General features: G+C 42.7%; 22 protein-coding genes and 1 riboswitch. Of the genes, 17 read left to right on the top strand and 5 right to left on the bottom strand.

Annotated features, from left to right (window positions below; all coding sequences use genetic code 11):
• The first annotated feature begins 59 nt into the window (after window positions 1-59).
• Window positions 60-638: a hypothetical protein gene (locus E1160_RS06930; RefSeq protein ID WP_155154334.1), complete on the top strand. Its 579-nt coding sequence runs from the start codon at window positions 60-62 to the stop codon at window positions 636-638.
• 75 nt (window positions 639-713) lie between these two features.
• Here the strand turns inward: E1160_RS06930 and E1160_RS06925 are convergent, their stop codons facing one another.
• Window positions 714-1,202 (bottom strand): NUDIX domain-containing protein, encoded by a 489-nt coding sequence (locus tag E1160_RS06925; protein WP_155154332.1) that lies wholly within the window; start codon window positions 1,200-1,202, stop codon window positions 714-716.
• Between the two features lie 81 nt (window positions 1,203-1,283).
• On the opposite strand from E1160_RS06925, the gene E1160_RS06920 reads away from it, so the two are divergent.
• Window positions 1,284-1,562, top strand: a complete 279-nt coding sequence (locus tag E1160_RS06920) for a helix-turn-helix domain-containing protein (protein ID WP_155154330.1) — start codon at window positions 1,284-1,286, stop codon at window positions 1,560-1,562.
• A gap of 48 nt (window positions 1,563-1,610) precedes the next feature.
• Here E1160_RS06920 and E1160_RS06915 read toward each other — a convergent pair whose 3' ends face one another.
• On the bottom strand, window positions 1,611-2,411 hold the full coding sequence (locus tag E1160_RS06915) for an alpha/beta fold hydrolase (RefSeq protein WP_155154328.1): 801 nt from the start codon (window positions 2,409-2,411) through the stop codon (window positions 1,611-1,613).
• A 6-nt stretch (window positions 2,412-2,417) separates the two neighbouring features.
• Window positions 2,418-3,086, bottom strand: coding sequence for a TetR/AcrR family transcriptional regulator (locus E1160_RS06910; protein WP_155154326.1), 669 nt, complete (start codon window positions 3,084-3,086; stop codon window positions 2,418-2,420).
• A 485-nt stretch (window positions 3,087-3,571) separates the two neighbouring features.
• On the opposite strand from E1160_RS06910, the gene E1160_RS06905 reads away from it, so the two are divergent.
• From E1160_RS06905 to E1160_RS06875, 7 genes are all read left to right on the top strand, one after another.
• Window positions 3,572-5,536 carry an AMP-dependent synthetase/ligase gene (locus E1160_RS06905; RefSeq protein WP_155154324.1) on the top strand — a complete coding sequence of 655 codons (1,965 nt, stop codon included), beginning with the start codon at window positions 3,572-3,574 and terminating at the stop codon, window positions 5,534-5,536.
• A 20-nt stretch (window positions 5,537-5,556) separates the two neighbouring features.
• Complete coding sequence (locus tag E1160_RS06900; protein ID WP_155154322.1) at window positions 5,557-6,354, top strand: ABC transporter ATP-binding protein; 798 nt, start codon at window positions 5,557-5,559, stop codon at window positions 6,352-6,354.
• A gap of 12 nt (window positions 6,355-6,366) precedes the next feature.
• The gene (locus tag E1160_RS06895) at window positions 6,367-7,302 is read left to right on the top strand and encodes a branched-chain amino acid ABC transporter permease (RefSeq protein ID WP_155154320.1); all 936 of its coding nucleotides are present in this window, start codon (window positions 6,367-6,369) and stop codon (window positions 7,300-7,302) included.
• Window positions 7,303-7,308: 6 nt separating this feature from the next.
• On the top strand, window positions 7,309-8,385 hold the full coding sequence (locus tag E1160_RS06890; RefSeq protein ID WP_155154318.1) for a branched-chain amino acid ABC transporter permease: 1,077 nt from the start codon (window positions 7,309-7,311) through the stop codon (window positions 8,383-8,385).
• A gap of 140 nt (window positions 8,386-8,525) precedes the next feature.
• Window positions 8,526-9,827: an ABC transporter substrate-binding protein gene (locus E1160_RS06885; protein WP_155154316.1), complete on the top strand. Its 1,302-nt coding sequence runs from the start codon at window positions 8,526-8,528 to the stop codon at window positions 9,825-9,827.
• Between the two features lie 100 nt (window positions 9,828-9,927).
• Window positions 9,928-10,728: an ABC transporter ATP-binding protein gene (locus tag E1160_RS06880; protein ID WP_155154314.1), complete on the top strand. Its 801-nt coding sequence runs from the start codon at window positions 9,928-9,930 to the stop codon at window positions 10,726-10,728.
• A gap of 96 nt (window positions 10,729-10,824) precedes the next feature.
• Window positions 10,825-12,063, top strand: coding sequence for a phenylacetate--CoA ligase family protein (locus tag E1160_RS06875; RefSeq protein WP_155154312.1), 1,239 nt, complete (start codon window positions 10,825-10,827; stop codon window positions 12,061-12,063).
• Between the two features lie 66 nt (window positions 12,064-12,129).
• On the opposite strand, the gene E1160_RS06870 is transcribed toward E1160_RS06875, so the two are convergent.
• Window positions 12,130-14,994 carry a bifunctional diguanylate cyclase/phosphodiesterase gene (locus E1160_RS06870; RefSeq protein WP_218048759.1) on the bottom strand — a complete coding sequence of 955 codons (2,865 nt, stop codon included), beginning with the start codon at window positions 14,992-14,994 and terminating at the stop codon, window positions 12,130-12,132.
• Between the two features lie 591 nt (window positions 14,995-15,585).
• Window positions 15,586-15,694, top strand: a riboswitch (TPP riboswitch).
• A gap of 65 nt (window positions 15,695-15,759) precedes the next feature.
• Between E1160_RS06870 and E1160_RS06865 the strand changes: the two genes are divergently transcribed.
• The 8 genes from E1160_RS06865 to tenA are packed head-to-tail and all read left to right on the top strand — an operon-like array spanning window position 15,760 to window position 22,213.
• Window positions 15,760-16,497, top strand: coding sequence for a hydroxyethylthiazole kinase (locus E1160_RS06865; protein WP_155154308.1), 738 nt, complete (start codon window positions 15,760-15,762; stop codon window positions 16,495-16,497).
• Entirely contained in the window at window positions 16,490-17,155 is a 666-nt protein-coding gene (thiE, locus tag E1160_RS06860; RefSeq protein ID WP_155154306.1) for a thiamine phosphate synthase, read from the top strand. Before E1160_RS06865 ends, thiE begins: the two co-directional genes overlap by 8 nt.
• Complete coding sequence (thiD, locus tag E1160_RS06855) at window positions 17,152-17,970, top strand: bifunctional hydroxymethylpyrimidine kinase/phosphomethylpyrimidine kinase (protein ID WP_155154304.1); 819 nt, start codon at window positions 17,152-17,154, stop codon at window positions 17,968-17,970. The genes thiE and thiD overlap by 4 nt, the downstream gene beginning before the upstream one ends.
• A gap of 24 nt (window positions 17,971-17,994) precedes the next feature.
• Complete coding sequence (locus E1160_RS06850) at window positions 17,995-19,086, top strand: TRAP transporter substrate-binding protein (RefSeq protein WP_155154302.1); 1,092 nt, start codon at window positions 17,995-17,997, stop codon at window positions 19,084-19,086.
• A gap of 13 nt (window positions 19,087-19,099) precedes the next feature.
• The gene (locus E1160_RS06845; RefSeq protein WP_155154300.1) at window positions 19,100-19,834 is read left to right on the top strand and encodes an ABC transporter ATP-binding protein; all 735 of its coding nucleotides are present in this window, start codon (window positions 19,100-19,102) and stop codon (window positions 19,832-19,834) included.
• A 2-nt stretch (window positions 19,835-19,836) separates the two neighbouring features.
• The gene (locus tag E1160_RS06840; RefSeq protein WP_155154298.1) at window positions 19,837-20,586 is read left to right on the top strand and encodes an ABC transporter permease; all 750 of its coding nucleotides are present in this window, start codon (window positions 19,837-19,839) and stop codon (window positions 20,584-20,586) included.
• A gap of 10 nt (window positions 20,587-20,596) precedes the next feature.
• Window positions 20,597-21,550 (top strand): ABC transporter substrate-binding protein, encoded by a 954-nt coding sequence (locus E1160_RS06835; protein WP_155154296.1) that lies wholly within the window; start codon window positions 20,597-20,599, stop codon window positions 21,548-21,550.
• A gap of 3 nt (window positions 21,551-21,553) precedes the next feature.
• Window positions 21,554-22,213, top strand: a complete 660-nt coding sequence (gene tenA, locus E1160_RS06830) for a thiaminase II (protein WP_155154294.1) — start codon at window positions 21,554-21,556, stop codon at window positions 22,211-22,213.
• A 48-nt stretch (window positions 22,214-22,261) separates the two neighbouring features.
• On the opposite strand, the gene E1160_RS06825 is transcribed toward tenA, so the two are convergent.
• Window positions 22,262-22,806: SgcJ/EcaC family oxidoreductase (locus E1160_RS06825; RefSeq protein ID WP_218048758.1), on the bottom strand; the 545-nt coding region annotated here is incomplete at its 5' end.

The raw sequence follows: 22,806 nt of genomic DNA, 5'->3' as shown, positions 1-22,806 counted from the left end.
TGTGGCGAGATTATATATACTGCTGAACTTGTAGATGATTATCATAAAGGAGTAATTGTATGACGGCACCGGAAACAGCAAAAGGTGGTGGAGGTATTGGTTCCACTAAGGGCGATTTTGGTCCACCTAAAGGACGAGGAGAAGTGGCTGGGTTGGGGAGTGAAGGGGGCTATGATACTCAACGTATGAGAGGGCCTTCGCCCGAAGAATTGGCGCGTCGTAAGCGCGAACGTGAGTTGCAGCTGAAGCGTGAAAGATTTAAGCAACATCGTGAAAAGGCGGCCACTAGGAAAGATAAACTCTTTAAGGTGGAGGGATTGGATGATGCGCAACAAGGGCAAATTAATAAAAGTCTGACAACGATGAAGAAATATCGTGATCAATCCGGTATGGCGAAGTGGGATATTCAAGAAGTGAAGGATAACCCACAGGCTGGTCTAAGTCGAATTGCTGCAATTCGTGAAGGATTGGAAGACGATGAGGAGACTTATCATAGTTATTTGGAGGCGCTTCGAGCGCAATTGAAGGGCAATCATTATAGTTTATCTGTCCTTGATGTAACTTCCCCTGAGAATAAAGGACAGAAGTTTCGAGGTGACCTTAATAAGGGGTTTCGGATGTTAACTGCACGTCTTTGATGTAAAATCGAGTTTCAATAAAAGGTGCGCCCAGTCAGAGGGGCGTTTTCCTTCTCAAAAAGGTGACATCTAATTTTACAGGCGAATGGTTTGATTCTGACTTAATTTGGGCATGAAGCTTTTTAAGAATTTTTTTAGATTCTTCTTGGGTTTTAGTTTCTTACCTGTTTCAGGTAAGCCCATTTGACGCATTTGCATCAATATGTTTTGGGCTTTATCGTTCAGCGGTACTTTATCTAAGTCATCCAGATAGACTTGTATGCGTTTGCGTCTGTATTTTTCTGGCCAATTCTTGTCGATTTTATTGACCTTAATGAAAAAGTATAATGTATCTTTTTCAGGGGCTAAATCGCTTTCAACAAGAACGGCACGTTTGTTTAAGATGGGTTTCCCGCGCATGCCTGCTTCTTCACGTAACTCGCGAAGAGCAGTGTCAAAATATTCCTCACCTTCTTCTATCCCCCCTTTCGGGAATGTGAATAGGCTTGGGTCTTTTGTGGTGGATACCAAGCAGACTTGGATGCCACGACTATCTTTGATTAATGGTATAGTTCCGACTCTCATACTTGCAACTTAACAAGGTATATGCAATATGTACATAATAAATGTGCACAAATTGCGTAAATAAATTTGAGAAAAATATAGATGTCTCCGGAAGAATTCAAATTATGGCGAAAAGAGTTGGGTTTTAATCAAACAAAAGCCGCCAAAAAGTTAGGTGTTAAGCTTCGTACTGTTCAGTATTATGAGAAAGGCGAGCGTAAAGGTAAGCAGGTTGAGATTCCAAAAAGTGTTTCTTTAGCATGTTTTGCGGTTTCATGCGGGATAGCGGATGTTGACTTTAGTACGCCTTTAGGCCGACCTGTCAAAGATAGGAGCGGCAAATTCAAAATTAAGATTAAGGAAGTGAAGGCGAAGAACTAGTATCTAAATATACTGTTGGATATACAATTATTGCCGTTCAGCTAATATTTACAGGCTCTTTAAGAAGGTTACGCATTGATTTAGAACTTCTTCTTGTTGCTGAAGATGAGGGATATGTCTGCAATTAGGTATCATGCAAGCCTTTGTTGGGCCTGTTATATGTGTCAAAATAGATTCTACTTGTTTTTCGGACCCGTATTCATCTTCCGCTCCCTGAAGGATGAGGGTGGGGCAAGTTATGGATTGTATTTCTTCTTCTATGTTCCATCGCATGAAGTCGTAAGAGAGCCAAGTAACCGCCCAAGCATCAAATAAAGTCGCTGTTTTCTCGCCATGATATTTTGCGAGCCGTTTCTCTAAATCCGTATGAGCCCAAACAAATTTAGCTTCGGCAATACCTTTTACGGTTATGTCTTCAACGAAAACATGGCCTGCTTCAGTGATGATTGCTTTTGGGTTGAACTTGGCTGCATATAGCAACGCGATGCTGCCACCATCAGAATGTCCAAATAAAATAGGGTTCGTTATGCCCGCTTTTTCCAATACTTCCGGGCATTCTTCTTGCCCATATTGATGCAGGTAATCTGGATTGCGCTCCTGTCTAAGCGGTGATGAGCCTCCATATCCCTCACGATCATAGGCCATAACGCGTCGGCCTGTCGCATATGCAAGTTTATGGGGGAAGTCACGCCACATTCCAATACAGCCAAGTGCCTCATGTAGTAAGACAATATCTTCCTTACTACTTGCGTCGTTCCATGTGTTTGGTAAGTACCAGCGAATCGCAATGTTTACGCCATTTTTAAGTGTGATGATTTCGTCTTGAATAGAAACACTCTCTAAAGACATGAAGGTTTAATCCTCATCCTCTTGCATCGGAGGCTGTAACAAGAAATCTAAGACTTTATGATGAATGCGATCTAGTATATCATCGTCACGATCAAAGCTAAAAATACCCTGACACATCAAATAGGAATAAATCAAAAAGGCACGAGCTTCTTTTTCGATGCCATTGTGTCCACGAGGTTCTAGCAGGCTTTCAACAAAATCTACGCGTGTCCGGTCTACGTTTACAACGGCGCTCATCGCGTCATTGTCTGTACGTGCCCAGCTACGCATGGCCAATTCCATGGAGCCACCTCTTTGATAAGACCCTTTTTGACGTGGGACGATGTTTAAAAGGTTTAAAAGCTGTGCGTCTGTATCACCGCCCATTGTTTCAACGCGGGCAATAACAAATTGTTCTTTCCACTTTTCAAGGACAGCTTCTAGTAATTCTGTTCGATCTTTAAAATGCCAATAGAAGCTTCCTTTGGTGACGCCGAGTCTTTTTGCTAAAGTTTCTACATGAATTGAGGTAACGCCACTTTCTACCAAAGTACGGAAAGCTGCTTCGATCCATTCCTGCCTACCAAGCTTAGGCGTACGCTTGGTTGTAGCTGTTTTACTGCGCGTTTTTTTTGCCGACGATTTCTTGGGGGTCGCTTTTTTGCGGGCAGCTTTTTTTGAGTTATTTTCTATCAAAATTCATTTTCCATACGGTTGCGTATTGACACCCTTATTGTGCATAAGTTATTACCGTACGCAAGCGTATGGTGCAACTAATATCAAAAAATAATAAAAAGTCGGAAATTTTGTAATATTTTCTTGGCGTGGGTTTAATAAGGTTGTAGCATTTGTGAAGAATAAAATAGGGTGGCCTATTTGCGTGGACCACACTATAGGGAGGCATAGCTTACAAATCAAAAAGATCTGAACAATCAGACAGTTATTTGTAGGTGAAAGTAGATTGCGTTTAATTAAAAGGTTCGTTTTCCAAAGATAAAATTATCAGGAAACGATGTGGTGGGGGCAAAATAATACTTGGTTTACCCCGTGAGAAAATCCCTTCAAAAATGAGGGGATAGGTGCGCCCGAAAGACCCTTTTTAAAGAACCTGTAGCTACTTCAAGCCTATCGCTTCCTGAATTTGGATTTGACCAATTGAACAGAGAGGCATGCGGAGAAGTATGACTGAGACGAATAAGCTCGATACATTTCCAAAGTTGCTGCGGCATAACGCGGAGATGCGTGCAAAACGCCCGGCTATCCGTGAAAAAGACCACGGTATTTGGCAAAGTTGGACTTGGGCCGAAGTATATGAAGAAGTAAAAGCTTACGCAGCTGGACTTGATAAGCTTGGGCTTAAAGCAGGGGACCATATTGGTATCGTAGGTTCTAACCGTCCGCGTCTTTATTGGACGATGGCAGCAGCTCAATTTCTAGGCGCAATTCCGGTTCCAGTATATGCAGACGGTGTTGCTGAAGAACTTCAATATATTTTGGATAATGCGGAAGTTACTTTCGTGGTGACAGAGGATCAGGAGCAAACCGATAAAATCCTCTCTGTGCAAGAAAATGTGCCGACTTTGAAGCAAATTATCTTTGATGACCCGCGCGGGCTTCGTGATTATGACGAAGACAATCTGCATGATTATGTGAATGTGGTTGATGCAGGTAAGCAGGTTGTTAAGAAGGATTTGGCTTGGGCGGATCGAATGATTGACGCGACCAAGGCTGAAAAAGCCTCAATCATGCTTTATACATCCGGTACAACAGGTAAGCCAAAAGGTGTTGTGTTAAGTCACAACAATATTCTGATTACTGCGCGTAATGCGGTTGATCTGGAAGGCCTTAATGAAACTGATGAAGTTTTGGCATATTTACCAATGGCTTGGGTCGGAGATCATATTTTCTCTTATGCTCAGTCTTTGGTCGCTGGTTTTTGTGTGTCTTGTCCTGAAAGCACAGATACAGTTCTGAATGATCTTTGGGAGTTGGGGCCAACATATTACTTTGCGCCTCCTCGTATTTTCGAAAGCACATTGACAACGGTTATGATCCGTATGGAAGATGCCTCCAAGATTAAGCGTAAGATGTTCCATTACTTTATGGATCATGCACGTAAGACAGGTGTTGATATTCTTGATGGGAAGTCAGTTGGACTGCTTGATCGCATCAAATATGCGATCGGAAATACTCTGGTATATGCACCATTGAAAAATGCGTTGGGTTTAAGCCGGATTCGCCTTGGCTATACCGCGGGTGAAGCGATCGGTCCTGAGATTTTTGAATTCTATCGTTCCTTAGGCATCAATCTAAAACAGCTTTATGGTATGACGGAAGCTTCCGTATTTGTTGCGATCCAACCAAATGGGGAAATTAAAGCGGATACCGTTGGTGTCCCTGCGCCAGATGTGGAAGTAAAAGTAGAAGACAATGGCGAGATTATGTATCGCGGTCCGGGTACTTTCATGGAATATTATAAAAACCCTGAATCCACAGCAGAAACCAAACAAGCTGATGGCTGGGTACATACTGGTGATGCTGGTTTCTTTGATGAAGATGGTCATATCAAGATTATCGACCGTGCAAAGGATGTCGGTAAGCTTAATGACGGTACCATGATGGCGCCGAAATATATTGAAAATAAACTGAAATTCTTCCCGAATATTAAAGAGGCTGTGGCCTTTGGTCATGACCGCGATTATTGCGCGGCCTTCATTAACTTTGATTTGGAAGCTGTCGGTAACTGGGCGGAACGTAACAACATTGCTTATGCTTCCTATCAAGAACTGGCCGCGCATCCTGAAGTTTATAAGATCATGAAGGAACATGTGGAAGCCGTGAACCGTTCTTTGGCAACTGAAGAACGTGTTGCCGGTTCTCAAATCAAACGCTTCTTGGTGCTTCATAAGGCGCTGGATGCGGATGATGGCGAATTGACGCGTACCTCCAAAGTGCGTCGTAAATTTGTGGCAGAACGTTATGAGCCACTTATCGATGCCTTATATTCAGACAAAACATCTTGTCATATTGAGACTGAAGTAACCTATGAGGATGGGCGTAAAGGATCTATCTCTGCGGATGTTCAGATCATGGATGCGGATACATTCCCTTTTAATGCAACTGCCATGGCTGCAGCTGCAGAATAAGAAGGGGTGAAAGAGTAAAAATGACAGAAACAAATACAAATAGCCGTATTGGTGAAGAGCTACTTTCTGTAAATAACATCGATCTAAGTTTCGGTGGTGTAAAAGCCCTTACAGATATCAGTTTCAACATCAATAAAGGTGAAATTCGTTCTATTATTGGCCCCAATGGCGCTGGTAAATCTTCTATGCTGAATGTGATTAACGGCTTTTATCAGCCACAAGTTGGTCATGTTCGCTTTAAAGGTAAAGATTACACGCCTATGCGTCCGGCGTTAGCTGCCAAAAGTGGTATTGCACGTACTTTCCAGAATATTGCTTTGTTTAAAGGTATGTCTACTTTGGACAATATCATGACAGGTCGTTATCTGAAGATGCATTCAAGCTTTATCGAGCAGGCACTTTATATTGGCCGTGCGAAACGTGAAGAGTTGGAACATCGTGAAAAGGTAGAAGAAATCATCGACTTCCTTGAAATTGAAGCCATTCGTAAAACGCCAGTTGGGCGTTTACCCTATGGTTTGCAAAAGCGTGTTGAGTTAGCACGTGCCTTGGCGATGGAGCCGGAATTGCTTCTTCTTGATGAGCCGATGGCGGGGATGAACCTTGAAGAAAAAGAAGATATGTCCCGTTATATTATTGATGTGAATGAACAGTTTGGAACCACCATTGCCCTGATTGAACATGATATGGGGGTCGTGATGGATTTATCTGACCGCGTGGTTGTTTTGGATTATGGTCGTAAATTGGCAGATGGCAGCCCAGACGAAGTAAGCAGTAATCAAGATGTGATTGATGCTTATCTTGGCGTGTCTCACTAAGGAGTAGGTATTATGGAATTTTTGTATTCGATCTTTGTTACTCCCTTCGTTGAGATGTGGACAGCACCGGAATTCTTGGCAGAGGTGGTCCTTGGTGGCCTCATGTCTGGCATTATGTACTCGCTGGTAGCACTTGGCTTCGTATTGATCTTTAAAGCATCTGGTGTTTTCAATTTTGCTCAAGGCGTGATGGTGTTATTTGCCGCTTTGAACTTTGTCGGATTGATTGACGCTGGCTTGCCGATTGTGGTGGCCTTGATCGCAACCATTTTAATTATGGTGGCCTTGGCATTTGCGATTGAACGTGTCGTTCTTCGAAATCTTGTAAATCAGGAACATATCATTCTCTTTATGGCGACCATTGGTATTGCTTATTTCCTTGAAGGTTTAGGGGAAATGATTTGGGGCGGTGATGTACGCCCGTTGAATATCGGTTTGCCGGATGATGTCTGGTTTGTAGGTGATATTTTGATTCAACAATCCGAAGTATTTGCAGCCGCAGTTGCCGGGTCTTTGGTGATCGCCTTAAGCTTGTTCTTCCAATATACGCGTACTGGACGTGCTTTGCGTGCGGTGGCGGATGATCATCAGGCAGCATTGTCTGTTGGTATTCCATTGAATCATATCTGGATTGTCGTTTGGGCCGTTGCGGGTTTGGTTGCACTGGTTGCTGGTATTATGTGGGGATCAAAGTTCTGGGTTCAATTCTCTCTCTCTACAATTGCATTGAAAGCTTTACCAGTATTGATCCTTGGCGGTTTCACATCCATTCCGGGTGCGATTATTGGCGGGTTGATCATTGGTGCGGGTGAAAAAGTTGCGGAAGTATTCTGGGGCGCTGCCTATGGTGGCGCGATTGAGGAATGGTTTGCTTATGTATTAGCACTGATTTTCCTTTTCTTCCGTCCACAAGGCCTGTTTGGCGAAAAAATTATCGAAAGGGTTTAATGAACCATGTTTTATCGTGAAGCAGGTGATTTTAAGACAAGTTATGCGGCTGATCAGAGCATCCTGTCTATCAAACTTGACCGTTATTTCGTTATTGGCTTAATCGCCTTTGGTGTCATTGTTGTACCGATGATTGGAAATGATTACTGGTTAGGGTCTCTGTTGATCCCGGTATTGGTTCTTTCCATTGCTGCATTAGGTCTGAATATTCTAACAGGTTATGCGGGACAGCTATCCCTTGGAACAGGCGCCTTTATGGCAACTGGGGCCTATATGGCTTATAAGGTTGCAACAAACCTCGCATTTTTAGGAGCCCCTGTTGCTATAATTATCGGTGGTTTAAGTGCGGCTTTCGCAGGTGTTTTATTTGGTTTGCCAAGTTTGCGCATTAAAGGCTTCTATTTGGCTGTGACCACCTTGGCAGCGCAATTCTTCTTATTGTGGCTATTTACACATGTAGATTGGTTTGTGAACTATTCCATCTCTGGCGTACCTTCGATCCCACCAATGGAATTCTTTGGTGTGTTGATCTCTGGTGCGGAAGCCACAACCGAAGCGCGTTATTTATTTGTACTAGGCTTTGCTATCATCTTAGGTCTAGCAGCACGTAATTTGGCACGCTGTAAAATGGGCCGCGGTTGGATGGCGATCCGTGATATGGATATTGCGGCTGAAATCATTGGTATTGACCCGCTAAAAGCAAAGTTAAGTGCATTTGCGATTTCCAGCTTCTATTGTGGCGTTGCAGGTGCATTATGGGCTTTCTGCTTCATTAATACTGTAGAACCGGGGGCCTATGATATTAACCGTTCTTTCCAGATATTGTTTATGGTGATCATTGGTGGATTGGGTAGTATTCTTGGATCTTTCTTAGGCGCAGCCTTCATCGTGTTGTTGCCAATTTTCTTAAATAATGCGCCACAATGGATTGGGTTGAACTTAACGTCTGATGTGATTTCTCATATGGAGATCATGATCTTTGGGGCGTTAATTGTATTCTTCCTGATCGTTGAACCGCATGGTCTTGCACGTTTATGGCAGATCGCAAAGGAAAAATTACGCAGATGGCCTTTCCCTTATTAAGGGGGAGGTCACCTGATAAAAATTGGGTTAGAATACCCAGCAATTCAATTGATCTGAGGATCGTCTTTTAAAGAAGTAACCTTGGACATGAAGTAAACTTAGAACTTGAACAATAAGAATGTAACTGGAGGCTATAAATTATGAAATTAAAAGCTCTTGGTATGTTGGCTGGTGCAGCGGCTATGAGTATCGCGTCTTTCGCGGCGAATGCGGCTGAACTGAATGTCCCATCCTTGGTATATCGTACAGGTCCTTATGCATCTGGCGGTATCCCTTTGGCAGATGGTTTTGCTGACTATTTCACCATGATCAACGAACGTGACGGCGGCATTGGCGGCTTGAAAGTTAAAGTTGAAGAATGTGAAACAGGCTACAAAACAGACCGTGGTGTAGAATGTTATGACCGTACAAAAGAAGGCGCTTTGGTATATGGTCCATATTCCACAGGTATCGCTTATGCGCTGATTGAGAAAATGACAGCGGATAAGATTCCTTTGTTAACAATGGGCTATGGTCGTACAACTGCGGCTGATGGTACCGTATTCCCATATGTCTTTAACTTCCCATCTACATATTGGAACCAAGCAACAGCGATCTTCAACTTCATGGGGGGTGAGCTCGGTGGTATGGATCAGCTCAAAGGCAAACGTGTTGCGTATATCTATCTTGACCATCCTTATGGTAAAGAACCAATCCCAACCTTGGACAAATTGGTAGAAAAATACGGCTTTACATATGACAAATATCCAGTAGCGCCAGCTTCCATGACAGAACAGAAATCTATCTGGTTGCAAATTCGCAAAACTAAACCTGATTACATTGTAATGTGGGGGTGGGGCGCGATGCGTGAAACAGCTGTTAAAGAAGCGACAAATATCCGTTACGATATGAGCAAATTTATCGGTAACTGGTGGTCTGCTGGTGAAGAAGTGGCCACACCAACAGGTGAGCGTGCAAAAGGATATCGTGCTGCGACCTTTAACGGTGTTGGCATGGATTACCCACTATATGACGACATGAAAAAATATGTTTATGACGCAGGTAAAGCATCTGGTGATGGCTCCAAAGCTGGTACAGTATTGTATAACCGTGCTGTTGTGAATGCGGCCTATATTCATGAGACAATCAAACTAGCTCAGGAAATGTCTGGTAAAGCGGATATTTCTGGTGAAGACATGCAAAAAGCGATGGAACAGTTGGACCTAGATGCTGCTGATGTGAAAGCTATGGGCATGACAGGTTTGTTGCCGCCAGTAAAAGTAACTTGTGCCAACCATGAAGGTCAAAACCCTGCGGTTTTGATCCAAGAATGGACTGGTTCCGAATTTAAAATCGTTACAGATTGGATTCCAGCTGACACAGCGATGACTCGTCCATTGATTGAGTCTGATGCTGCGGCTTATGCAAAAGAGCAAGGTATTACTCCTCGCAGCTGTAGCTAATCAAGTTCGGCATATGCTTGGCCCTCCTCGGTAGGGCCAAGCATGTCGAAATACTAGACTGAAGATTGCCTCATTGGCAAAACGACTAAAGGAGAGATCAATGACAACCCCTCTATTGCAGGTGAATAATATCGAAGTCATTTATGATCATGTAATTCTGGTTTTGAAGGGGGTCTCTCTTGAAGTCCCTAAGGGTAAGATTGTTGCCCTGCTTGGTGCTAACGGTGCCGGTAAATCAACAACATTGAAATCTATTTCAAATCTTCTACGCGCTGAACGTGGAGACGTTACCAAAGGTAGTATCGAACTGAACGGTGAGGCTGTTCATGACAAAACTGCAAATGATTTGGTGAAATCCGGTGTGGTTCAGGTAATGGAAGGTCGACATTGTTTTGAACATTTAACCGTTGAAGAAAACTTGCTTTCTGGTGCTTATACCCGTGGGAACGGGGCAGAGATCAAACGTGATCTTCAAATGGTATATGACTATTTCCCACGTCTTTGGGAACGTCGTAAATCGCAAGCTGGTTATACATCTGGTGGCGAACAGCAAATGGTTGCTATTGGGCGCGCAATGATGGCGAAACCAGAGCTGATTTTATTAGATGAACCATCTATGGGCTTGGCGCCACAATTGGTAGAGCAAATCTTTGCGATTGTGAAAAAGCTAAATGAAGATGAAGGCGTGACCTTCTTATTGGCAGAGCAAAATACCAATGTGGCCCTTCGGTATGCCCATTATGGATATATCCTTGAAGGTGGTCGCGTGGTTATGGATGGTGAAGCCGAAGAGCTTCGCAATAACGAAGACGTAAAAGAATTCTATCTCGGTATGGTGAAGGAAGGTCGAAAGAACTTCCGTGAAGTGAAACATTATAAACGCCGTAAACGTTGGTTATAAATTGTGCAAACTTTGGGAGGCTTCGGCCTCCTATTTTGTCTCTGTGTTTGATAGTTTAATATCTATTGTTTTTAAAATTGGGGTGAAAGTTAAGATATGACGGAATTTTTTGATGCTTTGGAAACACGCGATGAAGCTAAACGTGAAGCAGATCAACTTACTTTATTGAAAAAGCAACTCGCCCATGCAAAGGTGAACTCTGCGCATTATGCCAAGGCGCTCGCTGATATAGATGTCGACAATTTTAACAGCTTGTCTGACCTTGCTTCACTACCTTTAACTCGTAAGTCAGATTTACTTCAGGCCCAGCAAGATAATCCGCCTTTCGGTGGTTTGAATGCAACGGCCCCAAGTGATTTGCTGCGTGTTTTTATGTCACCTGGACCGATTGCTGATCCAGAAGGACATGCGGATGATTGGTGGCGTATGGGACGTGCTGCCTATGCTGCAGGTTTGCGTAAAGGGGATATCGTACTAAATTGTTTTTCTTATCATCACACACCTGCAGGCCATATGTTTGAAACTGCGGCTAAGGCAGTTGGATGTGCTGTGTATCCGGGTGGGGTTGGGCAAACGGATGCTCAGGTCGCAGCGATTCAACATTTTGGTATTTCCGCTTATGTCGGAACACCTGATTTCTTAAAAGTTATTTTAGATAAGGCTGTTGAATTAGGGGCGGATGTATCATCTCTTAAGAAAGCTCTGGTATCTGGCGGGCCACTTTTCCCTTCAATGCGTGAAGAATATGAATCGCGTGGTATTGAAGTTGTTCAATGTTTTGGGACTGCGGATTTAGGATTGGTATCATATGAAACATCAGCCAAAGAAGGCATGGTCGTTGATGAGAATGTGATCCTTGAAATTGTGCGTCCGGGCACGGGAGAACCTGTTGCAGATGGGGAAGTCGGTGAAATTATTGTTACCATGCTCACTAATACAGATTATCCGCTGATCCGTTTCGGGACAGGGGATATGTCTGCGGTTCTGGAAGGTCATTGCCCAACAGGACGCACGAATACACGTATCAAAGGATGGATGGGCCGTGCGGATCAACGTACAAAAGTCAAAGGCATGTTCGTTGATCCTGCGCAAGTGGATCGTGTGGTGAAAGCTCATGATGACGTTACCAAGATGCGTCTTGAAATCACGCTGGTTGATAATGCAGATGTAATGACGGTGAAAGTGGAAACATCCGCAGAATCTGATGATTTGAAAGCGACTTTGGAGAATGCAATACGCACAGAAATCAAATTGCGTGGTGTGATCGAGTTTGTTGAAGTTGGAGGCTTGCCAAATGATGGCAAGGTGATTGATGATCAACGAAGTTATGATTAACAATTATTCGATAGTTAAAGGAAAAGCCGCTTGATGCGGCTTTTTTATTTTGAAAAGATGCAGAATTTACATGTTTTTCCTGAATAGAGGCGCGAGTTTTGGTTTGGTATATTCAAAATCGTTTTCTGCATTTTCTATGATCTGATTAACAGACATTGGTTTGCCAAATAGGTAACCTTGTCCAATATGACATCCCATATTGATCAGGAGATCACGTTGTCCTTCGGTTTCGATTCCTTCTGCCGTGACTTCATACCCAATCGTTTCTGCCATACTTAAAACGGCACAGGTAATCGCAAATTTATTATCGTCAATTTCTAGGCCTTCAACAAAATTCCGATCAATTTTGATGCCATCCCATTTTGTCACTGTCAGTTGATTAAGGGAGGCATAACCTGTTCCGAAATCATCAACCAATACTCTAAAACCTGCCTCTGACAAAACGGATAAATAATGGTCGATATTTATATGTTCCGCCACCATTGCCGTTTCGGTTAACTCTAATGCAATACTGCTACGTTGTATGTCATGTTCTTCACATTTTGAAATTAGAAAATCGCAAAATTCTGGTTGGCATAATTGTATTGGAGATAGGTTAATATTCATTCGAATATGAGCGAGTTTGTCATGTCGTTTTATCTTTTTCATGTCGGATAAAATACGATCAATACCCCAAGCACCGATCTCAGAAATCAAACCTATTTGCTCGGCTATTGGAATGAATTGATCCGGTGATACTTGACCAAAAGTGGGATTAAACCAGCGTAAGAGTGCTTCTGTTGCAATTAATTCCCCTGATTTCATATTAATCACCGGTTGATAAACCATATCCAATTCATTTGCCGTTACGGCTTTGCGCAATGCATTTTGAAGTTTTAATTTTTCGTCTGCTTCAAGATGAAAATCCTCGCTATAGATAATGCTTTGATTACGCCCAGCTTTTTTGGCCTGATACATGGCAAGATCCGCATTGCGCATCAATTGGGCAGGATCCTTAACATCAGTCCCATGGGCCAAGGCAATGCCGACACTACCAGATGTAAGAAATGGACGTTCTTTTGTCTCAAATGGCATGGCGAGTTGTTTTAAAATACGTTCTGAGATTTCATGAATCTGTTCGGATGTCTTGATGTTATTAAACAGTATCGCAAACTCATCTCCGCCCAGTCGAGCAATAGACGCAGATTCGCGAATAGCATTTCGTAATCTCTTCGCAACTTCTTGAATAACAATATCACCTACATCATGGCCTTGAGTATCATTAATCATCTTAAAATGATCAAGATCGATAAATAGTAACGCAAAGGCCCAGTCTTTATATCTTTGTGCTTTCTCAAATCTGTTTTCTAACATCTCGTTAAAAGCACGTCGGTTTAGGCAATTGGTGAGTGCATCTAGATAGGCGAAGTCGTTCAATTTTGCTTCAGTAAGTTTACGGTTGGTAATGTCAACAACGCTGCCTTCGATAATAACATCTTCATCTTCAGTCACATATGTGGCATTAACTGACAGGAAGATAAGGTTACCTTTTTGGTTAACAGCCCGGCATTCCATATTTACCAGATTTTTTTCCCGTAACAGGATGGATCGTAACCTACGTCGATCCGTTGCGTGCAGCAAACTGTTAAAGTTCGACGCTTTTGACTTAAGTTCATTGATATCTTTGAAGCCAAATATTTCGGCAAAAGATGGGTTGGCATTTAGGATGTCACCATTTGCGCCCATTGCGAAAATACCTTCCACAGCATTTTCAAAGATACGCTGATATCTTAATTCTGCACGATTTTGTTCTGTTGTTGCTTTTTCCCGACGTATGATTTCATCTTGTAGCATCTTATTGCTAATTTTTAAGTCTTTGGTGCGATTTTGAATTTGCTTTTCAATACGACGCGTTCGGATCAAGCTGGTAATGAGATAGCTGGTTAAAAGGAGGGTTGCGGTTAAACCAATTAAAAATACAACAGATGCTAAAAAATCCCGCCCAGATATGCCCTTTGCTTCGGTTCTTTGGAAAGAAAAAATAACTTGGTTTTGTGCAAAATCTACGATGGTTTGCCACATCATATCTTCACGCAAGCGCATTCTCTCAACAGGGTGTGTTGAAAAGGTTTGCATATATACACCTTGATCAATCGTTACCTGAAAACCAAACCCGGTATCTGAATTAAGTAAAGGAGGGGGCAAGATATCATTTGTTAAGATTGCAACGGATGCGAACCCAGCAAGTTTCTGTCGCCTTTCTTGAATATCGGGGTAGTTAGAAAGCGCAACATATACTGGCATATGCAACCAAAAACCGTATTCTGCTGTATCGTTGATCGTTAGAGGTTTGATATCGGACATCATCAAATGTCCCTTATCAATTGCGATGTTTAGTTCCTTATCTTTTTTTGCTTGGGCAAATAAATCAAGTCCTTGAATATGACCACTGTGATGGACCGGTTCAACATATACGATTGGAGCATATTTAAATCTAACTGCTGCAGATGGATTGTAATTTTCACCAGGGTCGCGAATGTCAAAGTCAAAGAGACCTGTTTCCCGAATTTGCTGAACAAATGAGGCGCGATCAGAGTGTTTTATAACAGGTGACCAAGCAACAGCTTGAATTCCTAATTCATATAAATCTTCAGGATTGTTAAAGCGTGCAAAATCCTTACGGGATAAATTAGGCGCCATCTGGATCAAACGATCAATAGATTCAATGAAGCTTTCGGCTGTATGAAATCTTTTCTCAACAGTTTTTAGATAAAATTCTGCGTCACGAATAAAGGAAGCTTGGTCTTCTTTGAGGAATTGTTTTTGGATGCTATGATAGGCGATAATCGAAACTAGAAATCCGCATGAAATAGCGAGAAATATTGAGAAAGATATCAATTTATTATTGCGTATAATTTGCAAAATGTCTTTCATATCAGTGATTTTTAACAAGTCTACCATCTCTGGAAAATAAGATACATCACAACTTTATATAATGCGAGTGATTATTATTAACCAATACCATTGTCAAGGAACAAAGGGGGATATGCCTTGGAATTGCCTTAATTGAGACCTTGGAAAGCCATGTTTCAATACCAATATACAAGTCATTGAGATTTCCCCTCTCATAAGAGGTTCTAATTCCCCTCAGCAGAACCTCACCCTGAAAAGAGTTTGATTTCGATCCATACAAACTCTTGTGGTCCTAAAGATCACCTATATGCAATCAAGGTCGTTGGTGTTTATATACCAGCGACCTTTCTTTTTGTGAAATATACATAAATATAAATGCCTTGAAATTGCCTTATTTCAACTCTTGGAAAAACGAAGAGGACCTCCAATATCTAGTTTATTGAGACTTCCCCTCTCATAAGAGGTTCTTATCCCCCTCAGCAGAACCTCGCTCCTGAAGAAGAGTTTGATATTGATCCATTTGTCAAACTCATAACGATCAACCAAAGATCGTATTTGACGGCTACTGGTTCCCCTACCAGTAGCCGTTTTTATTTGTTGAAAAAAAAATAAGAAAGATTATTATCCAGATCTATCTCAACGGGGTGCCTTGGTGAAAAGGCTGAGAGGTATCAAAGGATGCTGACCCGTAGAACCTGATCTGGTTAAGACCGGCGTAGGGATTGAGTCAGCAAAAATACATATTTCATGTCCAGTCTGATTTTATTCTCACCGCCTGTCTTTCGATAATGGCGGAGCCTGAATTTGTTTGAAAAAGAACTGGAATATTTGCTGACGCAAATCAAATTAGAATCGCCGAAAGTGCATTGTCTGACCAATTCTGTTGTGCAGAATTTAACAGCAAATGCGTTGCTCGCTGTTGGGGCTACGCCAAGTATGACGATTGATCCGGATGAAGTGACTGATTTTACGTCGAGTGCACATTCCCTATTAGTGAATTTAGGGACACTGGATGCCAGCCGCAAAGAGGCCATTCTAAGAGCTGTTGAAGCTGCGAATGAGCAAAATATCCCATGGATACTTGATCCTGTACTCATTAACCGTGCGCCTAAACGTCTTGCTTTTGCAAAAGAGCTTCTGTCTTTAAAGCCAGCTTTGATACGTGCAAATTCACTAGAAATTACCGCATTAAATATACCTATCGGTGAGTTGTTGGAAATGACAGATGCTGTGATTGCCATCACGGGCGAAGTCGACGAGGTTTTTGCCTTAGATACAAATCGGGAAACGCTATATGCGCCAATAAAGGGAGGGCATGAATTGATGGCTCATGTGACCGGGCTTGGTTGTGCTGGTACAGCAGTAATTGCTGCCTATTTAGGAGTAGGCGAAAAGCGGTTTGAAGCTGTTTGTGCCGCACTTGATATGATCGCTAAGGCTGGCGAACTTGCAGCTCTTGAGTCTGCAGGTCCAGCTAGTTTCCAAACAGTATTTTTAGATCAACTTTACAGTTTTTATAAAAGGGATTCTATCAATGGGTAAGAGTTTTGATCCACGTTTGTATTTGGTTATCGGACCAGAAAACTGCGCACATTATACTATATTGGAAGTTGTGAGACAGGCCTTGGAAGGCGGTATTACACTTATTCAGTATCGTGATAAATATAGTGATACAGACACACAAGTTCAGAATGTTGTTTCATTGATGAACGTAGCCAAAGAGTTTCAGGTTCCAGTTTTAGTAAATGATCGTCCCGATGTAGCCAAGCAAGCTGAGGCAGATGGTGTACATTTGGGGCAAAGTGATGAGGGGGTCCAGCAAGCACGTATATTACTGGGGAAAAACGCGATTATCGGCCTTACTGTAAAAAATGAATCTCATATCAAAACTGCACCAATTGAGTCGCTAGATTATTTGGGAATCGGTGGCGTATGTCCTACTGAAAGTAAGGTTAACCCCGATGCCCCGCTTGGTGTGAATGGGTTATTAGAGATGCTTAAAGTTTCTCGGGCTTATGGGGACCTTCCAACCACAGCGATTGCCGGCATTGATGAAAGCAATTGTGACGCGATTGCCGCAACAGGTGTAAACGGCTTGGCTGTTGTCTCGGCTATTTGTGGCCAAGTTGATCCCAAAACAGCTACTCAACGGTTAAGACAAAAAATTGATCCCTTCTTTGAAAAAGGAATAGCAGTATGACGATAAAAACCGCCATTGGCTTAACCATTGCTGGATCTGATAGTGGTGGTGGGGCTGGTATACAGGCTGATTTGAAAGCCATGTCTGCTTTAGGTGCTTATGGGGCCTCTGTTATCACAGCATTAACAGCACAAAATACTACTGAAGTGCGGGCCATTCAGGATGTCCCCGCCGACTTCATTGCGTGCCAGATAGATACTGTTCTTGATGATCTGAAGGTAGATGCCATTAAAATTGGTATGCTGTCCCAAGTTGATGTAATTGAAGTTGTTGCAGATCGATTGAAGGCAAAAGCATCGCATATTCCCGTTGTTCTTGATCCTGTTATGGTCGCTAAAAGTGGCGATAAATTGTTGCAAGACAACGCAATAGAAGCATTAAGAAAACATCTTGTGCCATTGGCAACATTAATGACCCCCAATTTACCGGAAGCGGGTGTGTTACTTGGTCAAGAAGCCCCAGTTGATCCTGAAAGTATGAAAAAATGCGGCTCTGCGTTGATGGAGTTGGGTGCGAATGCTGTCTTGATGAAAGGTGGACATTTAACAGGTGAGGAGTGCGTTGATTTGTTAATGCATTCCAACGGAGAAGTACAAAAACTTCATTCTAGACGTGTTCATACAGGTAACACTCATGGCACAGGCTGCACTTTATCAGCATCAATCTCTGCTTTTTTAGCGCAGGGGTTGGATTTGACGGATGCCGTATCTCAAGCACATCAATATCTCGCAAAAGCGATCCAATCGGCTGACCAGTTAACTGTTGGGCATGGGCATGGGCCTGTTCATCATTTTCATCAATTTTGGTCTAAATAATAATTATTATAAAGAGATTTACACATGACAAATAAATTATCGACACGTCGTAATTTTCTGAAGACGCTTGCAACCGCCGCACCAGTTGCGGCTGCTTCTTCTTCTCTTTCTGCTCCTGCCATAGCATCTGAAAAAATTGAATGGAAAATGGTGACAAGTTGGCCCAAGAATTCCCCGGGGGTAGGAATTACTGCCCAACGGTTGGCGGATCGTATTACCAAAATGTCTGGAGGTCGCTTAACGGTTAAGCTTTATGCCGCAGGTGAATTGGTACCAGGATTGGAAGTGTTTGACGCGGTAAGCGCAGGTACAGCAGAAATGGCACATACGGCGTCTCTGTTTTGGCATGGAAAAACTAAAGCAGCCGTATTTTTCACAACCATGCCATTTGGCTTAACTGCGTTGGAACATATGGCTTGGATTTATCACGGCGGTGGTCAAGCGTTATGGGATAAAACATATGCACAATTTGGCATCAAACCTTTCATGGCTGGCAATACAGGTATGCAAATGGGGGGATGGTTCAAAAAAGAAATCAATTCCCTTGATGATCTGGTAGGGGTGAAAATTCGAGCTGTTGGGTTAGGTGGTGCTATCTTTAAAGAGTTAGGGGCAACACCCGTATTCTTGCCGCCTTCAGATATTTTCCCGGGTTTGCAAAGTGGGATTGTGGATGCCGTTGAATTTTTAGGACCTTGGAGTGACCGCGGTTTTGGTTTTTATAAGGCTGCGCCATATTACTATTGGCCAACTTTCAATAAGCCAAATGGTTCTGCGGAATGTTTGGTTAATCAAGAAGCTCTTTCAAAACTTCCCGCGGATTTAAAGGCGATTGTAGCAAGTGCTTGTGAAGCGGAGAACTCTTTCGCGTTGGCTGAATCTGATTGGGAAAATGCTATTGCACTTCGGAATTTGACAGAAGAACATGGTGTTGAATTACGCCAATTCCCCAAAGAAGTAATGACTAAGGCACGCGAAGCCAGTCAAAACATTACAGATGAATTTGCAGCTAATGATCCTATGGCGTCTAAAGTGATGGAGTCATATCGTAAGGCGCTGGCCAATGCAGATGATTGGGCAAACGTTAGTCGCACGCCTTTCGGTTTAGCTCGTTAAAAACAGTTGCGTAATGACAAAGATTGCCCCAAATATCAGGTTAAGTAATTTCCGTTTGAGATATCAGGAAACGGAAATTCTGAACCTATCTTCTTTAACCTTGCAAGCAGGAAAATGGTCTTGCTTGTTGGGGCAAAGTGGGGTGGGGAAAAGCAGTTTGTTACGCGCGATTGCTGGTCTTGACGATGATTGGTTGATCGAAGGTAACGTTGATTTTGATACAGGCCATTCTGATGTCGCCTATATGGGACAAAAAGCCTTTTTGATGCCGTGGTTATCTGTTTTGGAAAATGTGCAACTGGGCAGTATTCTACGCGGTGAGAAACGTGATGAGAAACGCGCGCGTGATCTTTTGAATAGAGTTGGTCTAGGTCAGTATATAGATCATAAACCCGCTCAACTTTCTGGTGGCATGCAGCAACGCGTTGTTTTGGCAAGGACCTTGATGGAAGATCGTGCTACGATCTTGATGGATGAGCCTTTTTCTGCGCTGGATGCTGTTACACGTCATGAGTTACAAGCCTTAACATATGACCTACTAAAAGGGCGCACCGTCTTGCTTGTGACGCATGACCCGCTAGAGGCTTTGCGGCTTGGTGATGTGATCTATGTTTTGGAAGGTCGCCCGGCGAAACTTTTACCCGATATACGACTTGTTACAAATGCACCTCGGCAGGTTGGGGATCAGGAAGTAGATGAACTCTATCCTGATCTAATGGGAGTATTGTCAAAAGCCGAAAGGGTTTAAACATGAATAAGACCTTTCGTTTTGCTTTAATTCCGATCGGATTGTGCGTCATCTGGCAAGCCGTTGTAAGTTTTTCATCAGTGCCAAGCTATATTTTACCTGGGCCGATAATGGTTCTTTTTGCATTGAAAGATAATGCTGAGCTTATTTTAGAACATAGCTTTATCACTTTTTTCGAAATCATAATGGGCATGCTTTTGGGAACGATTTTGGGATGCCTCAGTGCTATGCTACTGATCTGGTTTAAACCTTTGCGACAGTGGCTTATGCCGGCTTTAGTTATATCTCAAGCTATTCCAGTATTTGCGTTAGCACCAATTTTGGTTCTTTGGTTGGGATATGGTCTGGCATCAAAGGTCGCGATGGCCACCTTGATTATCTATTTCCCTGTGACATCTGCATTTTATGACGGGTTGCAGCAAACGGCCAAAGATTGGTTGGATATAGCGAAAGTAATGGGCGGTAAGAAAGTCGCTATTTTATACCATATTCAAATTCCGGCAGCTTTACCAAAACTGGCTACGGGTATGCGTGTTGCTGCGGCAGTAGCCCCGATTGGTGCCATTGTCGGGGAATGGGTAGGTTCCTCAAAAGGACTTGGTTTCTTAATGCTTCATGCAAATGCGCGCATGCAGGTGGATTTGATGTTTGCAGCGCTTTTCGTCATCGCCGTTTTTGCGGTTCTTTTTTATTACGTAATTGATAAATCTCTCGCCAGATTAACACGCTGGCATCATCCTCATAAGGTTTAAGGATAAAACAATGAAATTAAAACTTCGTGCTTTCCTCGCAGCAAGCTTTGCTGTTTTTCTATCTGGATCTGCGATAGCTGCAGATAAAGTAACCGTATTGTTAGATTGGTTTGTGAACCCGGATCATGCAACCTTGGTCATCGCGAAAGAAGCAGGTTTCTTTAAAAAATACGGTCTGGATGTTGAGTTGATTGCGCCATCTGATCCTTCTCTACCTCCTAAACTGGTTGCGGCAGGACAAGCTGATTTGGCCGTTTCTTATCAACCACAATTACATGTACAAGTGGCGGAAGGTTTGCCGCTTGTTCGTATTGGTACGCTCGTGGCAACACCATTAAACTCCTTGGTCGTTTTGGAAGATAGCCCGATTAAATCTATCGCTGATTTAAAAGGGCGTAAGGTTGGTTTCTCCGTTGGTGGGTTCGAAGATACAATGCTTTCTGCTATGTTGGGTCAGCATGGATTGACGTTGAAAGATATTGAGTTGATCAATGTGAATTTCTCTTTGTCTCCCTCTCTTTTTGCGGGGCAAGTTGATGCGGTTATTGGTGCCTTTCGTAACTTTGAATTAAATCAGATGGATATTGAAAAACGTCCAGGGCGTGCTTTCTATGTGGAAGACGAAGGTGTGCCTGCATATGACGAATTGATCTTAGTTGCTAAATCTGATCGTGTTGGTGAAGAGAAGCTGGTGAGGTTCATGCTGGCGCTACAGGATGCGACCAATTACATGCTGAACAATAATGCGAAATCGTTGGATATGTTCATTGCAACGGATAAAGCGCTGGATAATGAATTAAATCGTCGTGCATGGATTGATACAATGCCGCGTTTTGCCTTGCGTCCAGCTGCGTTGGATCATGGCCGCTATACACGCTTTGCTGAATTTATGATTGAAAATGGTATGATTAAAGAAACACCTGCCCTTGAAACATATGCTGTTGATATTTTTGCGGAGAAATAAATCATGGGATTGTTCCAACGCCTAAAAGAAAGCTGTCCTGACGACTGGGCAGCTTACACGCATCATGATTTTGTGGAACAGCTTGGTAAGGGCAGTTTACCAAAAGAATGTTTTCAACATTACTTGAAGCAGGATTATATCTTTCTGATCCACTTTGCTCGTTGTCATGCTTTAGCTGCTTATAAAAGTACCAAACTGTCTGATATTAAGCGTGCACAAGATGGCGTCTCTGCCATTGTCGATATGGAATTGGGGCTTCATCTAAAATACTGCGCTGAATGGGGCATTCATGAAGATGAATTGGATGATCTGGAAGAATCCACTGCGAATATGGCTTATACCCGTTATGTGATGGAATGTGGCATGTCCGGTGGTCTGTTGGAACTTTATGTGGCACTGGCGCCTTGTGCGATTGGATATGCCGAAATTGGAAGACGATTGGCATCCGAACAACTAACGCCAAATAACAACCCTTATGCGGATTGGGTGGAAATGTATTCCGGTAAAGAATATTTAGCTGCCGTTGATGATATGATTGCTTACTTAGATGAATTGGCTGGCGATCATTTATCTAAAGATCGTGAAGCAGAACTCGCCAAGATTTTTCGAAATGCCTCCCGATTGGAAGTTGGATTTTGGCAAATGGGATTAGATTTGTCTTAAAATGAACAAAAGGCGCTTGAGAGAATATCTAGCGCCTTTATCATTTGTTTATTGCGTAACTTCGAAATGATCTTCACGTAATAGGGCGGTGCCGTCAGGTTGTAAAACCCAATGTTCATTTGTGATGATGCCTTTAGCGTTATTCATTTTCCATTCTGCTGTCACTTGTGCAGAAGTTAACTCACGATCCACTTTTGTCACCGTGTTAAAATAGATAACATCGTCAAAACCCTTCTCAACCAAGTTGGTCCAGAAAGCTTGAATTGCTTCGCGGCCTTTGAAGGTTCCAAAAGGTTTCGCGACCATAACAGCATCTTCCTCATAAAGGGCAGCAGCCGCAGCTGCATCACCAGCATTAAAAGCGTCACGCCATGCACGGCTTGCGGTTGCGACTGCTAGGCTCAATTCATATTCATTTGTGGCACGGGCAGTCGCATCTTGTGCGGATGCAGGTGTAGAGAGGCTGAAGATCAATGATGAAGCTAGTAAAGCGCTTGTGAGTAATTTCATTGTTTTTGCTCCATAAAGGCAATAGTTGCAGGTTTTATCTTTCTTTACCGTTATATTTAGATGCTTTAATTGTTTTGAAAAAT

The organism is Curvivirga aplysinae, from assembly GCF_009711445.1.
GTDB lineage: Bacteria > Pseudomonadota > Alphaproteobacteria > UBA8366 > Aestuariispiraceae > Curvivirga > Curvivirga aplysinae.
This window is presented reverse-complemented; position numbering and strand designations above follow the sequence as displayed.

Coding starts and splice junctions, on each gene's coding strand:
- thiD (WP_155154304.1), top strand. CDS start 17,152: ATGACGATAAAAACCGCCATTGGCTTAACCATTGCTGGATCTGATAGT.
- E1160_RS06890 (WP_155154318.1), top strand. CDS start 7,309: ATGTTTTATCGTGAAGCAGGTGATTTTAAGACAAGTTATGCGGCTGAT.
- E1160_RS06880 (WP_155154314.1), top strand. CDS start 9,928: ATGACAACCCCTCTATTGCAGGTGAATAATATCGAAGTCATTTATGAT.
- E1160_RS06915 (WP_155154328.1), bottom strand. CDS start 2,411: ATGTCTTTAGAGAGTGTTTCTATTCAAGACGAAATCATCACACTTAAA.
- E1160_RS06835 (WP_155154296.1), top strand. CDS start 20,597: ATGAAATTAAAACTTCGTGCTTTCCTCGCAGCAAGCTTTGCTGTTTTT.
- E1160_RS06900 (WP_155154322.1), top strand. CDS start 5,557: ATGACAGAAACAAATACAAATAGCCGTATTGGTGAAGAGCTACTTTCT.
- E1160_RS06925 (WP_155154332.1), bottom strand. CDS start 1,202: ATGAGAGTCGGAACTATACCATTAATCAAAGATAGTCGTGGCATCCAA.
- E1160_RS06885 (WP_155154316.1), top strand. CDS start 8,526: ATGAAATTAAAAGCTCTTGGTATGTTGGCTGGTGCAGCGGCTATGAGT.
- thiE (WP_155154306.1), top strand. CDS start 16,490: ATGGGTAAGAGTTTTGATCCACGTTTGTATTTGGTTATCGGACCAGAA.
- E1160_RS06875 (WP_155154312.1), top strand. CDS start 10,825: ATGACGGAATTTTTTGATGCTTTGGAAACACGCGATGAAGCTAAACGT.
- E1160_RS06845 (WP_155154300.1), top strand. CDS start 19,100: ATGACAAAGATTGCCCCAAATATCAGGTTAAGTAATTTCCGTTTGAGA.
- E1160_RS06930 (WP_155154334.1), top strand. CDS start 60: ATGACGGCACCGGAAACAGCAAAAGGTGGTGGAGGTATTGGTTCCACT.
- E1160_RS06840 (WP_155154298.1), top strand. CDS start 19,837: ATGAATAAGACCTTTCGTTTTGCTTTAATTCCGATCGGATTGTGCGTC.
- E1160_RS06905 (WP_155154324.1), top strand. CDS start 3,572: ATGACTGAGACGAATAAGCTCGATACATTTCCAAAGTTGCTGCGGCAT.
- tenA (WP_155154294.1), top strand. CDS start 21,554: ATGGGATTGTTCCAACGCCTAAAAGAAAGCTGTCCTGACGACTGGGCA.
- E1160_RS06850 (WP_155154302.1), top strand. CDS start 17,995: ATGACAAATAAATTATCGACACGTCGTAATTTTCTGAAGACGCTTGCA.
- E1160_RS06895 (WP_155154320.1), top strand. CDS start 6,367: ATGGAATTTTTGTATTCGATCTTTGTTACTCCCTTCGTTGAGATGTGG.
- E1160_RS06920 (WP_155154330.1), top strand. CDS start 1,284: ATGTCTCCGGAAGAATTCAAATTATGGCGAAAAGAGTTGGGTTTTAAT.